Here is a 14,572-nt window from a genome sequence, read left to right on the forward strand (position 1 = left end):
CGTGAATGTCGTTTGGTGAAACAACAGAGAAGGTGAGCAAGCTAGATGAACAACAACAATAAGACCTGTCACACGAATCTGCACCGGGGCCTGCTGGCGACCGCAATCACGGCGGGGCTCGGACTCTCGCCGGTGCACGCGTTCCAGTTCGACACCGGGAGCGAAGACTGGGCCGTGCGTTTCGACAACACCCTCAAGCTGAACTACGCGCAGCGGGTGGAAAGCGCCAACTCCAAGCTGGCCAATTCCTTCAACAACAATGACGGTAACCGCAACTTCTCCGCCGGCAGCGCGGTGTCCCAACGCATCGACCTGCTCACTGAACTGGACGTGATCTACAAAGAGCAGATGGGCTTCCGGGTCAGCAGCAACAGCTGGTATGACCATGCCTATGACAAGGTCGGCAGCGCCAACGCCGCGACCAACCAGCTCAATGACGGTCGCCCGGATTCCCGCAGCCTGAGCGGCTATGCCGACCGTTACTACAACGGCCCTTCCGCCGAGATTCTCGACGCCTTCGTCTTCGGCAGTGTGGAGTTCGGTGAGCAATCCCTGCTCAGCGCCAAGCTCGGCAGCCATACCCAGTACTGGGGCGAAGCCATCCTCGCCTTCGCCCACGGCAACAGCTACGGCCAATCCGGCCTGGATATCTCCAAGGCGCTGGCGGTGCCTGGCACCGAGGCCAAGGAGCTGTTCATCCCGCGCAATCAGCTGTCCGCCAACCTGACGGTGACGCCGGAATTCAGTCTAGGCGCGCAGTACTTCCTCGACTGGGACCCGTCGCGACTGCCGGAGTCCGGCACTTATCTCGGCTTCAACGACGGCATCCAGCACGGCGGCGACGACCTCTCGCTGATCGGCGGCGTCAACCCGTTCTTCGGCGCGCCGGGGCCGATCGGCGCCAACCAGTTCCTGCGCCTGACCAATGGCCACGCTTTCACCCCGGACAAGCGTGGCGACTTCGGCCTGATGGCCAAGTGGAGCCCGGAATGGCTCGACGGCACCCTGGGCGTCTACTACCGCAATACCTCCGACGTGCTGCCGAACCTGGCCCTGCAGCCTGTCACCGTCGGGCCTGTCCAGCTGGTCTCCGGCAACATCGGTACCTACAACCAGTTCTACGTCGACGACATCGACGTCTACGGCATCAGTCTGTCGAAAAGCATCGCCGGGGTCAGCGTTGGCTTCGACCTGAACTACCGCGAAAACATGCCGCTGGCCAGTGTGCCGGCCACGGTCAGTCCGGCGGGGGCGGCGGCCGGGCTGCCCGGGTTCATTTCCAGCTTCGACGGCGACAACGCCGTGGCCCGGGGCAACACACTGCACGCGGTGCTAAATGGCCTGGCCACCTTCGGCGACACGCCGGTCTGGGACTCCGCGTCGCTCCTGGTGGAACTGGCCTACAGCCGCTGGCTGGACGTGACCGAGAACGAGCAGCTGTTCAAGGGCGAGAGCTGGTACCGCGGCGTCGACAAGGTGACCAAGGACAACTATGTCCTGGGCATCAACTTCAACCCGACCTGGTACCAGGTCTTCCCCGGCATCGATATGTACTTGCCGGTCAACTACAACGTCGGCCTCAAGGGACATTCCGCCGTTCAACTGGGCGGCAACGAGGATGCCGGCAGCTACTCGGTCGGGGTTGGCATGGATGTGCGCAACCAGTACCGCTTCGACCTGAAGTACGTGGACAACTTCGGGCCCTTCGACACCTGCGACGTGCCCGGAACTGCCCCTGCAGGTCGCATCCAGGGTGAGGGCGCCACCCCCGGCGCCAACGGCATGTACAACTGCACGGTGGGGCAGCCCACGGCATTCGCCGGCGTTCCGTCGCAGCTCAAGGATCGCGGCATGGTCACCCTGACCTTCAAAACGACCTTCTGATCGAACCACTGCCTGATCGCAGGAGAATACCGATGAAACTCGTCAATACACTGCTGGCCGCCAGCCTTGCGGTTGCCTTTGCCAACGTCGCCCACGCGGCGGTATCCCCGGAGGTCGCTGCGAAGCTTGGCACCACCCTGACCGCGGTCGGCGCGGAGAAAGCGGGCAACGCCGATGGCAGCATCCCCGAGTACCAGGGCGGCCTGACCACTCCACCACCCAGCTACCAGCAAGGCAGCACCATGCGCCCCGATCCCTTCGCCGGTGAATCGCCGAAGCTGGTGATCGATGGCAAGAACGCTGCCGAGCAAGCGAGCAAGCTGACTGCGACGACCCTGGAACTGCTCAAGCGCTTCCCCAGCTTCCGTGTCGACGTCTTCCCGACACACCGCACCGTGGGCCTGCCGCAGAAGCTGCTCGACAACACGGCGAAGAATGCCGTCGGCACCCGCATCGCCGAAGGTGGCCTGGCCCTGGAGAACGCTCTGCCAGGCGTGCCGTTCCCGATTCCCAATGACGGCAATGAAGCCATGTGGAACCACCTGCTGCGCTACCAGGGGCATGCCACCAGCCTCAAGTACGACTCCTGGAACGTCGATTCCTCCGGCCACGCGACCTTGGCGACCACCGGAAACGTCTTCATCGAGTACCCGCTGTACGACCCGAGCCGCAACGAACCGGCGAAGGCCAGCGATCTCTTCTTCAGGACCAAGATCAGCTACACCGGACCGGCTCGTCGCGCTGGCGAGGCGATCCTGGTGCAGGATGCGGTCAACCCGCTCAAGCAGCCCCGTCGCGGCTGGCAATACCTGCCAGGGCAGCGTCGCGTGAAGCTGGCGCCGGATATCGCCTACGACACGCCGAACCCCGGTTCCTCCGGCAGCTCCACCTATGACGATGCCTGGGTGTTCAACGGTGCGCTGGATCGCTACGACTTCAAGCTGCTGGGCAAGAAGGAGATGTACGTCCCCTACAACACCTACAAGCTGAACTACCACGAGCAAGCGGCCGATATCACCACGCCGAACCACGTCAATCCCGACCTGGTGCGCTGGGAGCTGCACCGCGTGTGGGTGGTCGAGGCGAAACTGAAACCCGGCAAGCGCCACATCTACAGCAAGCGCACCTTCTACCTCGACGAGGACAGCTGGATCGCCCTGGCGTCCGACGAGTATGACGCCAACGGCCAGCTCTACCGGGGCTCCTTCGCCCACCTGGCCTTCAGCTACGACGTGCAGGCGCCCAACTCGGACAACCACATGATCTACGACCTGGTCTCCGGCAGTTACAACATCACCGGTATCTACGGCCCCCATGGCGGCCTGAAGTACATCCAGCCCTTGTCGAAGGCGCAATGGTCGCCTGAGTCCCTGGCCGGCACGGGCATCCGCTGATGCGACACCTTTGAGCGTGGTTTTCGTCACCGCGGGGCGTGCTCCCGGTGGCGCATTTTTTCGAGATCAGCCGATGAATATCTACAAGTGGATGGTGCTTGCCGCGCTGGCCCTGGCCGTGGCGCTGCCTTTCACCCGGCAGGTGGTGGCAGGGGAGTTCGCGGATACGCTGGACACCCCGGCCCTGCACAGCAACCTGGCCGCCCAGGGCCCGCTGACCGGGCTGGCAAGTGCGGGCGAGCGTCTGGTGGTGGTTGGCCAGCGCGGGCACATTCTTTATTCCGATGACGCCGGGCAGCGTTGGCAGCAGGCCGAGGTGCCGGTCAGCTCCGACCTGGTAGCGGTGCACTTTCCAAGCGCCAGCCAGGGGTGGGCGGTCGGCCACGATGGCGTGGTCCTGCACAGCGCCGACGCTGGCACCACCTGGACCCGGCTGTTCGACGGCCGCCAGATCGGCCCACGGATGCTCGCGCATTACCAGGCCATGGCCGCGGCCGAGCCGCAGAACGAGGCCATCGCCGCACTGGTCGCCGAAGCGCAGCGGATGACGGAGGAGGGCGCGGATAAACCCTTCCTCGATGTCTGGTTCGAGAACGAGCGAGTCGGCTATGTGGTCGGCGCCTTCAACCTGATCTTCCGTACCGACGACGGCGGCCGCAGCTGGACGCCCTGGATGGAGCGCACCGAGAACCCCGGCGCATTGAACCTCTATGGGCTGCGTGCGGTGGGCGATGACCTCTACATCGTCGGCGAGCAGGGCCTGGTGCTGAAGTTGGATGCGGCCAGTGGGCGTTTCAAGGCTGTGGTAACGCCCTACGAGGGCTCCTATTTCGGTGTCATCGGCAAGCCGGGGATGGCCCTGGTCTACGGCCTGCGCGGCAACCTCTATCGGAGCCTCGACCGTGGCGCCAACTGGCACAAGGTCGAGCTCGGTCTGCCGGTTAGCATCGTTGCCGCCACCCTCGACTCCGCTGGACGGGTCGTCCTGCTCAGCCAGGCCGGCCATGTGCTGGTTAGCACCGACGACGGTGCCAGCTTCGCCGTGCAGCCGCAGGATACCCTCGCCCCGGCCTCGGCAGTGTTAGCCAGCGGCGACTCGCTGGTGCTGGTGGGGACCCGTGGCGTACACCTGCTGCCCCTCCAATGAGCTAACTCGACTTTCAGAGAGCCACCAACCATGGGCAACTACGAACTCGACACCATGCCGGTGATCCAGGAGCTGAAGGGCTTCGATGTGCGCTCCGGCAATCTGTTGGAGCGCCTGATCTTCAACAACCGGCTACTGGTAGTGCTGGCGTGCCTGCTCGCCACCCTGACGCTGGGCTACTACGCCGCCACGCGCCTGACCCTCAGCGCCAGCTTCGAAAAAATGCTTCCGCAGAGTCATCCTTTCATCAAGAACTACCTGGATAACCGCCAGTCTCTGCGGGGGCTGGGCAACTCGGTGCGGGTCGTGGTGGAGAATAGCGGCGGCGATATCTTCGACCCGCGCTATCTGCAGGTGCTCAAGGAGGTCAATGACGAGCTGTTCGTCACCCCCGGTGTGGACCGCGCCTGGATGAAGTCGCTGTGGACGCCGGCCGTGCGCTGGACCGAAGTGACCGAGGAAGGCTTCCGTGGTGGCCCGGTCATGCCGGACGCCTACGATGGTTCGGCGCAGGGCATGGAGCAACTGCGGATGAACATCGCCCGCTCCGGCATCGTCGGCAGCCTGGTGGGCAACAACTTCAAGTCGAGCATGATCTTCGTGCCGCTGCTGGAGAAGGACCCGGTCACCGGCAAGGCCATGGACTACCACGCGTTCTCCCGCACCCTGGAAGAGAAGCTGCGCGACAAGTACGAGTTCGACGGCGCGGCGCGGGTGGCGGGCGAGGAGGGCACGGGGCCGATCAAGGTCCGCGTCATCGGTTTCGCCAAGCTGATCGGCGACCTGCTCGACGGCCTGGTACAGGTGATGATGTATTTCGGCGCCGCCGCGCTGATCGCCACCGCCATCATCTACTTCTACACCCGCTGCGTGCGCAGCACCGCGCTGGTGATCTTCTGTTCGGTGATCGCAGTGGCCTGGCAGCTGGGGCTGGTGGCGCTGCTCGGTTATAACCTCGATCCCTTCTCGATCCTCGTGCCGTTCCTGGTGTTCGCCATTGGCGTGTCCCACGGCGCGCAGAAGATGAACGGCATCATGCAGGATGTCGGGCGTGGCACCCACCAGTTGGTGGCGGCGCGCTACACCTTCCGCCGGCTGTTCCTCGCCGGGCTCACCGCGCTGCTGGCTGACGCCGTGGGCTTCGCCGTGCTAATGCTGATCGATATCCCGGTGATCCAGGACCTGGCGATCACCGCCAGCATCGGTGTGGCGGTATTGATCTTCACCAACCTGGTGCTGCTGCCCGTGCTGCTGTCCTACTTCGGCGTCAGCCGCCAGGCCGCCGAGCGCAGCCTGCGTGGCGAGAACGACGAGCTGCGCGGCAAGGGCCTGGGAGCGCTGTGGAGCTTGCTCGACCGCTTCACCGAGCGCCGTTGGGCCGGCGCGGCCCTGGTAGTGGCCGGCCTGCTCGCCGTGCTCGGCTTCGTGGTCAGCCTGCAGTTGAAGATCGGCGACCTCGACCCCGGTGCGCCGGAGTTGCGCCCGGACTCGCGCTACAACCGCGACAATGCCTACATCACCTCCAACTATTCGCTGTCCAGTGACCTCTTCGCGGTGATGCTGAAGACCCCCACGGAGGGGTGCCTGAAGTACGAGAGCCTGGTGGAGGCCGATCGCCTCGGTTGGCTGCTGCAACAGCAGCCGGGTGTGCAGACCACGGTGTCGCTGGTGAACGCCGTGCGCCAGATCACCGCCGGCTCCTACGAGGGCAACCCGAAGTGGCTGACCATCGCGCGCAACCAGAACGTCCTCAACTACGGCGCCCAGCAAGCGTCGGTAAATAACCCGGAACTGTTCAACAACGACTGCTCGATGATGCCGGTGGTGGCCTACCTGACCGACCACAAGGCCGAGACCCTCGACCACGTGGTGAAGGTGGCCGAAGGCTTTGCCCGCGAGCACAGCACCGAGGACCGCCAGTTCATGCTCGCCGCCGGCAGCGCCGGGATCGAGGCCGCGACCAATATCGTCGTGCGCGAGGCTAACCGCACCATGCTGCTCTATGTGTACGGCGCGGTGATCCTGCTCTGCTTCATCACTTTCCGCAGCTGGCGCGCGGTGGTGGTGGCGGTGGTGCCGCTGATGCTCACCTCGATCCTCTGCGAAGCCCTGATGGTCTGGCTGGGCATGGGTGTGAAGGTGGCCACGTTGCCGGTGATCGCGCTGGGCGTGGGCATCGGCGTCGACTATGCCCTGTACCTGCTCAGCGTCCAGCTGGCCCAGCAGCGCGCCGGACTCTCCCTGGGCGTGGCGTACCGCAATGCGGTGGCCTTCACCGGCAAGGTGGTGGCGCTGGTGGGTATCACCTTGGCCGCCGGGGTGGTCACCTGGGCCTGGTCGCCGATCAAGTTCCAGGCCGACATGGGCATCCTGCTGACCTTCATGTTCATCTGGAACATGGTCGGTGCCCTGGTGTTGATCCCGGCGCTGTCGCACTTCCTGTTGAAGAAGGTGCGCTGATCCATAAGCAATGAAGCCCGGCATGCGATCACATGCCGGGCTTTGTCGTTTTTTGGAGTCAGCGCAACGTTGGACGCGGCCAGAGCCTCAGGCTCTGGTCCCCAGCGGCACCAGCAGCGGTCCCGAAAACGCCTGCATGATCAGCGAGGCTGGTTGGCCGTGGCTGACCAGCTTGGCCATGGTGTTCAAGTAGGGCGTCAGGTGGCGGAAATACTTCTTGTACGCCGGGCACAGGTAGTTCAGGCCGGGTTCGCCATCGGGCGTGGTCATGAAACGGTTCTTCGGGCATTCGCCATGGCAGGCGAAGCGGTAGTCGCAGTCGCGGCAATAAGCCGGCAACGCCTCTTCCTTGGCCGCGCCGAAGGCCTGCTGCGCGGGGGAAGCGAGGAGAGTGGCGGGATCGTCAGTCTGGATGTTGCCCAGTCGGTACTCCGGGTACATGTAGTGATCGCAGGAGTAGAGGCTGCCGTCATGCTCGACGATCGCCGCCTTGCCACAACGCGCGGCGAACAGGCAGACCGAAGGTGGCAGCTGGCACCAGGAGGCCAGTGCCCATTCGAAGTTCATCACGTGGACCTGGCCGACATCCTGGCGCACCCATTCGTCGAAGATGGCGATCAGGAAGTCGCCATAGCGCTCGGGCTCGACTGTCTGCGGCGTGACCGGCGCCGACTCAGGCAAGACACGCAGGTGCAGCTCTGGCGGTGTGGCGAAGTGCAGGCCGCGGCCCTGCTCGGGGGCGGAGGGCTGTCGCTCCACCACTGGATTGAACTGGATATGCCGCACTCCCTCAGCCTTGAGGAAGCGGTAGACCTCTAGCGGGTAGCGGGCGACCTCGCGGGCCACTGTAACCAGCACGTTGAATTCGACCCCGTACCTTTGCAGCACACTGAGACCTCGCATCACCTGGTCGAAGCTGGAGCGACCGCGCTTGTCCGGACGATGGAGGTCATGCACCTCCTGCGGGCCATCGAGGCTGAGACCGACCAGGAAACCCTCGCGGGCGAGGAAGTCGCCCCAGTCGTCGTCGAGAAGGGTGCCATTGGTCTGCAGAGTATTGCGGATGACCTTGCCGCCGGCGAAGCGGCGCTGGTAGTCACAGGCGCGCTGGAAGAATTCCAGGCCGAGCAGGGTCGGCTCGCCACCTTGCCAGGTGAATTCCACTTCTGGGCCGGATTGTGCCGCGATGTAGCGCTGCACGTAGTCGCGCAAGACCTTGTCGTCCATGCGGAAGTGCTCGCGAGGTGGAAACTGCTGCTCCTTCTCCAAGTAGAAACAGTAGCTGCAATCGAGGTTGCAGATTGGCCCGACCGGCTTGGCCATGAGGTGCAGGCCCTGGGGCATGGCTTCGGGATTGTGCATCGTTGGGTCACCGCTGTGCCGACCGCCTGGCGAGCTGCCGCAGTCCGATGCAAAAGACTAGGCGGCAGTTGCTCGGCGGCCACCCCCCATGGCCGGGGGGATGGGCGAACGGCTGACCGCTCCCGGCCAGGCCGGGGCGGTCATGAACGCGTCAGGGGGTATAGGCGATGCGCACCTGATTGACCTTGCCGTTGAGCGCGAAGGGCGCGCGCTCGAAGTAGTCCAGGGTCACCGGCGAGCCCAGATCCACGGCCACATCGAAGGTTTCGCTGGCGGTGAAGGTCAAGGGGGGCGTGAAGGGCGTGGCGCCCTTGGCCACTTCCCGGCCATCCAGCAGCAGGCTGAGGTTAGCTCCGGCGCCGGGTTTTGACGATGCCATACGGGTCAGCACCTCGATGCTGGCCTTGCCTGCTGGCAGGCGGTCCGCCGAGCGCAGGATGGTGCGGGAAATCGCTAGCGAGTTGTATTCGTAGACCAGGTAGCCGTCGTCCAGGTACAGGCTCACGCCGCCACCGATACCGCCCATGGCGTAGAGCACGCCGCTGGCGTTCGCCGGCAGGTCGGCCTCCACCAGCACCTTGTTGTCCTGGCAGCGCAAGTTGGGCGCGGCGAACTCCGGCAGGCGCGTGACCCGGTCGCTGAAGGTCCATTCCCGTTGATGGGTGGCAATCCGCTCGTTCGGGTGGAGGAGAGGGTAGAGCCCAGCGCCGATCGGGTAGACCTTGTTGGACCTGGCCTGGGCGTCGAACTCCGCCTTCAGCTCGGCCAGCTTTTGCGGGTTGCTGGCGGCCACGTCGGTGGCTTGCGAATAATCCTTGCTCAGGTCGTAGAGAGCCCACTGGTCATTGGCCGGATTCCAGCCCATGACCTGGGAAAAACCTTGCACCCAGGGCTTGCGTGGGCCGAACACCGAGGCCATCCAGCCGTCCTTGTAGATACCGCGGCTTCCGAGCACTTCGAAGTACTGCGCGGTCTTGCGCGACTTGGACTCGGCGTCGTCGAAGCTGTAGCGCATGCTGACGCCGTCCAGCGGGTCCTGTGCGATGCCGTTGACCTGCTTGGGCGGGGTGATGGCGAGGATGTCATAGACGGTGGGTGCGATGTCGTTGACATGGTGGAACTGGCCCCGGACGTTCTGGTCTGCCTTGATCCCTTTCGGCCAGGACACCGCCAGCGGTGTACGCGTGCCGCCGAAGTAGCCGGCGACCAGCTTGGTGCCTGGGAAGGGACCGGAGCCAGCCCAGGCCCAGGCCGCATTGTACATGCTCTCCAGCTTCGGCCCTCCGAGGGCCGGGAGGCCGCCGTACATGCCGTCGAGCACCTTCAGTTGCTGCTCTTTGGGCACCGGGATGCCGTTCTGCGCCAGCAGTTCGTTGATGGTGCCTTCCATGCCTTCGGCCGAGGCGCCGTTGTCTCCCAGCACGTAGAAGATCAGGGTGTTGGCGCGCTGGCCGGAGCGTTCCAGCTCGTCGATGATCTTGCCGGCCTGGGTGTCGGTGTGTTCGAGAAAACCCGCGAACACCTCCATCAGACGTGCTTGGTAGCGCTGCTGCTCGGGGCTCAGGCTGTTCCAGGCCGGCAGTTCGGCGGGGCGCGGGGTGAGTTTTGCATCGGCCGGGATGAAGCCGAGGGCCTTCTGCCGGACGAAGGTCTGTTCGCGATAGACATCCCAGCCGGCGTCGAACTTGCCCTTGTATTTGTCCGCCCATTCGGCATTCACCTGATGCGGACCGTGCACGGCGCCGGGCGCCCAGTACATGAAGAAGGGCTTGCTCGGCGCGTAGGTCTGGTGATCCTGCAGCCAGTCCACCGCCTGTGCCGCGAGATCCTCGCTGAGGTGGTAGCGCGGATCACGGGGCGGTTCAATCGGCGTGGTATTGCGGTACAGACGCGGTTCGTACTGCGAGGTCTCGCCTGCCAGGAAGCCGTAGAAATGCTCGAAGCCGTAACCGGTCGGCCAGGTATCGAAGGGACCGGCGGCGGTGGTGTGCAGTGGTGGTGTGTTGTGCCATTTGCCGAAGGCGGCGGTGTTGTAGCCGTACTGCTTGAGCACCTCTGCCATGGTCGCGGAGCTTTTCGGTATCTCGCCCGTGTAACCGTCCCAGTCCGTGGCCAGTTCGGCGATCACGCCGTTGCCGACCCGGTGATGATTGCGCCCGGTGAGCAGCGCGGCGCGGGTGGCGGAGCTGATCGCCGAGGTATGGAAGGCGTTGTAGCGCACGCCGCTGTTGGCGATGCGGCTCAGGGTCGGCGTATGGATACTGCCACCGACGGTATCAGCCTGGGCGAAGCCGGCATCGTCGAGCATGATCACCAGGATATTCGGCGTATCGGCCGGCAGGTGCGACTGTTGCTCGCGTTTCTGGTGCCGGGAATCCTGCAGCGTTGGCTTGGCGTCGCTGGCTGAAGGCGTCGGCGGGAATGGCAAGGTGTCCTGGGCGCCAGCGATGGAGCTGATGGAGCTGGCGAGCAGCAGGCTCAGCTTCACGCTGAAGTGCCCGGGCAGTGGCAGCTTCTGGGTCATGGGCGGGTCCGTTCTTGTTGTGTATGGCACTGGCGAGTGGGGCCTGCGCACCAGGCGCGGCCCCCACGACGATCAGATCGAGAAACTGGTGATATCTCGGGCTTCGATACCATTGGCTGCGCAGAAGGCTCGGTAGCGCTCGACCCCGGATTTCCAGTTCTCGATGGCGAAGAGGTTGTCGTTGTCGTCGAAGTACAGGAGGTCGCCCTGGGTGATGTTCAGGGTGATGATCTCGTCGCCGTACTCAGGCAGGGTGGTGGGGGTGTGGCTGGTGCCGGCTGTTTCGAACACCACGCCACCCTCGCGGGAAACCCAGTCGTGTTCCAGATACTTCCAACCGCCCTTGATGGTGTAGACGATGACCGTACCCGAGTGGTGGTGACGGGGCAGGGTAGTGCCGGCAGGCGCCTTGAGCAGTGTGATGGTCTCTCCGCGCACCGGATCGCACTTGATGTATTTGAGCAATACCTCGTTGCTGTAGGGCGCGAATGGTACCCAGGGCAGGTCTTCGTCGTTGATGGCGGCGGTATCGATGCTTTCGTACAACATTTTTGTCGTTCCTTGGGATGGGTTGGAATCGGTCGCCCGCCAGGGCGATTACCCAGACATGCTGGGCGTAGCCTCCAGGCATCACCCCCCCAACGAAGAGTAGGGTGGGCGGCGTCGGGCTCCGGGTGTGGTTGCGTGTGAAGTTCAGGTTCTGCCGTGCAGTGCCGGTGCCGGCAGGGCGGTGTGCTGGTAGTAGCGCCAGAACAGCAGCGCATAGACGATGTCGCCGATTGCCAGCGCGGCCAGGGGCCAGTCGAGATTTCCTGCCAGCCAGTGGCCGTGGATGACCAGGACGACGAGCAGCTTCAGGACTATCCCCAGCGGGATGTAAGGGCGGTAGCGCACCGGGTCGCGGGCGATCATCCAGTAGACGAGGGCGAACACAAGCACGACTCCCATGGTGATCTGGATGAACAGTGTGGAGGTGGGTGTTATCTCCAACCCCATAACCCCGGCGACAGAGCGCATGGCCACCAGTAAGGGCAGCCCGGCCACCAGGTTGAACCCGGCGGCGGAAAGAAACAGCCAACGAACATGACCGTCGGACATGGGGTATTCCTCGGCAGGAGACGGCGGCGGGGCTGGCCGCCGTCAGGTCGGCGAGATCAGAGCTTGCTGACGGTGGCGCGGGCCAGGCCGCGCTCTTCGCAGAAGCCCAGTAGATAGCGGTGGCCGAAGGCTTTGGAACCGGAGGCGAAGCCGACCCTGGCGACCTCGCCGTCGAGCAGCTTGATAACGCCTGCGGTCTGCAGCGCACCGGTGGTGATGTAGGGCGTGGTGCCGAACACTTCGGCGCGCACGGCAGAAAGCTGGCCACGGCCGATGGCGGTATCGACGGTGCGCGTCAGGGTAGTGCGCTCACGTGGCGGCATGCTCGGGGTGGTCGCCTCGACAATGCCCTTAAGTACCTGATCCTGGGCTTCGATTGGCAGGTGCTTGTACTCGGCCTCCCACTTTTCGCCGAGCGCATGGACCATCTTCATCGCATCGTTGTCGTAGAAGCCGACACAGGAGACGCAGGAACGCACGCGCGGATCGTTCTCAAGGTAGATCGGCAGCGAAGTGCCGCCCCAGGGCAGAGCGAATACCGGTTGCATGAAGTGCGGTGAGTGGATCTGGAACGAAGCGCCGACCGGGTGCGGTACCAGTTTCTTCTCCCAGAGGTAGCAAGGCTCGGCGCGGTACATCTCGAAGATCGACGCAGTGGACCCCACGGTCACCCCGGCACCTACACCGCGAGGGCCACGGCACAGGGCCGAGGTTTCCAGGGCGTCGATACCGGGCTGTTCCAGCGCGAGTTCGGCGGCGATTTCCGAAAAGGTGTTCATGTACGCAAGCGAAGGGGAGACCAGCAGCCCGGCCTGGCGGTAGAGCTCGCCGAATTGATCGCGGACTTGCCGCACGTAGGCTTGCTCGCCCGTGGTGTCGAGGTGGTGGCAGCCAGCCTTGAGTGCCGCCTCCACAGCGGTCAGGCCGAACTTGGAGAAGGGGCCGACGGTGTTGCAGACGACCTTGGCACCCTTGAACACGTCGACCAACGACTCGACATTGTGCTCGGCCTCGATGATCTCGTAGGTGGCCGACTCCAGGCGTACCACGCGTTGCGCCATCATTTCGCGCACCCGCCCGGCGTTGCGCGCCACGGCGGTGAAGGGGATGTTCTGGTCGATCAGCCAATCCATGGTCAGCATGCCAGTGTAGCCACTGGCGCCGTAGACAACGACGGGGTACTTAGCCATTTCGTGTGTTCTCTTGTTCTTGCTGCTGTTGAAGGAATACGGGCAGGGGAGCGATGCAGGTTTCAGTGAGGGAACGCAAAACTCACTGCAGGCGGGAAACAGGCAATTCGGTTCGCCTGGCATTCATTCGCGGCAATTTGGCGGGACGGTATCCACGCGGCGCCCAGGAAGGTGGCAATCACGACCAGTGAGGCGGCGGCCGATAGCACGATTGTCGTTTTCATCTTCTTCACCTGCTGTTCAAGCAATGTCTGAGCTCAGCAGGTGCGGCTCGCCGCGCCAGGTGGAGTCGAATCCAGCACCTGTTGACTGGACTCAAAGATAGAGAACGGGTGTTTTTTGAACCCCCCCACGCCGAGGGGGACCATGGACGCACGCATCCGGCGCGCGAGTGCCGTCGGAGATGTTTCCGCAAGCGCAGATTTCAGTGACTTCTCGAACGCAGAGGGGCGGGCTCAGCGCGCAGCTTGCTCAGTTGGGGTTGTCGAACTCCATGCGGACTTCACCGTACTCGACGGAAGTTCACCGAACGCTCTGCGATAGTCCATTGCGAAATTGCCCAGATTACCGAATCCGCACTTATAGGCGACCGCCGCTACGGTCGTCCCCGGTTGGCCGCTCAGTAGCATCTGGCGCGCGTGGCGAAGGCGCACCTGCTTCACGAAGCCCATCGGAGAGTAACCGCGATTCTTCTTGAAGGAATGAAACAAGCTGCGCACGCTGACATTGGTAAGCTGCGCCAGGCGTTCCACTGTGATGGGCTGGTCCCAGTGAGCCTCGATGTACTCTTCCGCAAGCCGGACTGTTCTGGGTGCGACATCGCGGTGCGGACCATTCAACAAGTGACTGAGACTATGGCGGCTGGCCTTGAGGAACATGACGATCAGCGCCTGCTCAATCTCACTCAATGAGGTCAGCGGAATGCCGACCTCGCACGCCTCGGCCTCCCCGATGAGAAAGCACAACAGCCGCCACCATTGTCGGCCGACCGGATTTTCGAAGTCGAAGGCCGGGTCGAAGATGACGCCCCCGTTGACTTCAGCGCCGACCAGGCAGGCGAGCTTTCGCTCTACTACAGAGGCGTCCAGCAAGACTGCGATCTCCTCGAAGTCGGGATCGGAGTGCAACTCGGTTCGCTCACCCGGTGATGCAATCAAGCCTTGTCGTCCGGCAAGACTCACCTTTTGGCCCCGCGTTTTGCCCCAGCCGGTTCCGGCAATGGCAATCGGTACGGCGTAGCTGGCCGAAGTGTCAGGGTAATAGGCCTGATCGACTGCGCTCCCAAAACTCACATAGGAGATTGCCATATCGTTGAGCTGGCAATGGTTGGCTCGGGCGCGAAAGTCTCTGTAGTCATCGGCGACGGAAAAATACAGCTCACCGTAAAATGGGCTGGCCGCCACTCTCATCTCTTCGACGTCGTCGGTCCGGATGACCGCAAATCGATCGAGTGGTTTCCTTTCTATCTGAGTATCCATTGGTGTCCCCAGCGACCTGACGCTGTCGTCTGCAA

General features: G+C 63.7%; 11 protein-coding genes. 4 read left to right on the forward strand and 7 right to left on the reverse strand.

The window, feature by feature from the left end; genetic code table 11:
• Positions 1 to 45 precede the first annotated feature (45 nt).
• The 4 genes from TQ98_RS12190 (at position 46) to TQ98_RS12205 (ending at position 6,885) form a co-directional block, all read left to right on the forward strand.
• Positions 46 to 1,884, forward strand: coding sequence for a DUF1302 domain-containing protein (locus tag TQ98_RS12190; protein WP_044872738.1), 1,839 nt, complete (start codon positions 46 to 48; stop codon positions 1,882 to 1,884).
• Between the two features lie 32 nt (positions 1,885 to 1,916).
• Positions 1,917 to 3,278: a DUF1329 domain-containing protein gene (locus TQ98_RS12195; RefSeq protein WP_044872737.1), complete on the forward strand. Its 1,362-nt coding sequence runs from the start codon at positions 1,917 to 1,919 to the stop codon at positions 3,276 to 3,278.
• A 73-nt stretch (positions 3,279 to 3,351) separates the two neighbouring features.
• A complete protein-coding gene (locus tag TQ98_RS12200) occupies positions 3,352 to 4,425 on the forward strand; it encodes a YCF48-related protein (RefSeq protein WP_044872736.1) in 1,074 nt (357 codons plus the stop codon).
• 30 nt (positions 4,426 to 4,455) lie between these two features.
• Positions 4,456 to 6,885, forward strand: coding sequence for an MMPL family transporter (locus TQ98_RS12205; protein ID WP_044872735.1), 2,430 nt, complete (start codon positions 4,456 to 4,458; stop codon positions 6,883 to 6,885).
• 87 nt (positions 6,886 to 6,972) lie between these two features.
• On the opposite strand, the gene TQ98_RS12210 is transcribed toward TQ98_RS12205, so the two are convergent.
• The 7 genes from TQ98_RS12210 to TQ98_RS12235 all read right to left on the reverse strand — a co-directional run bounded on the left by TQ98_RS12210 (position 6,973) and on the right by TQ98_RS12235 (position 14,537).
• Positions 6,973 to 8,247 carry an anaerobic sulfatase maturase gene (locus TQ98_RS12210; RefSeq protein ID WP_052659205.1) on the reverse strand — a complete coding sequence of 425 codons (1,275 nt, stop codon included), beginning with the start codon at positions 8,245 to 8,247 and terminating at the stop codon, positions 6,973 to 6,975.
• A gap of 151 nt (positions 8,248 to 8,398) precedes the next feature.
• The gene (locus TQ98_RS12215) at positions 8,399 to 10,771 is read right to left on the reverse strand and encodes an arylsulfatase (protein WP_044872734.1); all 2,373 of its coding nucleotides are present in this window, start codon (positions 10,769 to 10,771) and stop codon (positions 8,399 to 8,401) included.
• Between the two features lie 72 nt (positions 10,772 to 10,843).
• Positions 10,844 to 11,320, reverse strand: coding sequence for a 2,4'-dihydroxyacetophenone dioxygenase family protein (locus tag TQ98_RS12220; protein ID WP_044872733.1), 477 nt, complete (start codon positions 11,318 to 11,320; stop codon positions 10,844 to 10,846).
• A gap of 144 nt (positions 11,321 to 11,464) precedes the next feature.
• Positions 11,465 to 11,869, reverse strand: coding sequence for a hypothetical protein (locus TQ98_RS12225; RefSeq protein ID WP_044872732.1), 405 nt, complete (start codon positions 11,867 to 11,869; stop codon positions 11,465 to 11,467).
• Between the two features lie 56 nt (positions 11,870 to 11,925).
• Positions 11,926 to 13,059 carry a DUF5938 domain-containing protein gene (locus TQ98_RS12230; RefSeq protein WP_044872731.1) on the reverse strand — a complete coding sequence of 378 codons (1,134 nt, stop codon included), beginning with the start codon at positions 13,057 to 13,059 and terminating at the stop codon, positions 11,926 to 11,928.
• A 62-nt stretch (positions 13,060 to 13,121) separates the two neighbouring features.
• Positions 13,122 to 13,283 carry a hypothetical protein gene (locus TQ98_RS27770; RefSeq protein WP_158249357.1) on the reverse strand — a complete coding sequence of 54 codons (162 nt, stop codon included), beginning with the start codon at positions 13,281 to 13,283 and terminating at the stop codon, positions 13,122 to 13,124.
• A 231-nt stretch (positions 13,284 to 13,514) separates the two neighbouring features.
• On the reverse strand, positions 13,515 to 14,537 hold the full coding sequence (locus tag TQ98_RS12235; protein ID WP_052659204.1) for an AraC family transcriptional regulator: 1,023 nt from the start codon (positions 14,535 to 14,537) through the stop codon (positions 13,515 to 13,517).
• Positions 14,538 to 14,572: the final 35 nt, after the last annotated feature.

The organism is Pseudomonas sp. LFM046 (genome assembly GCF_000949385.2).
In the GTDB taxonomy this organism is placed as follows: domain Bacteria; phylum Pseudomonadota; class Gammaproteobacteria; order Pseudomonadales; family Pseudomonadaceae; genus Metapseudomonas.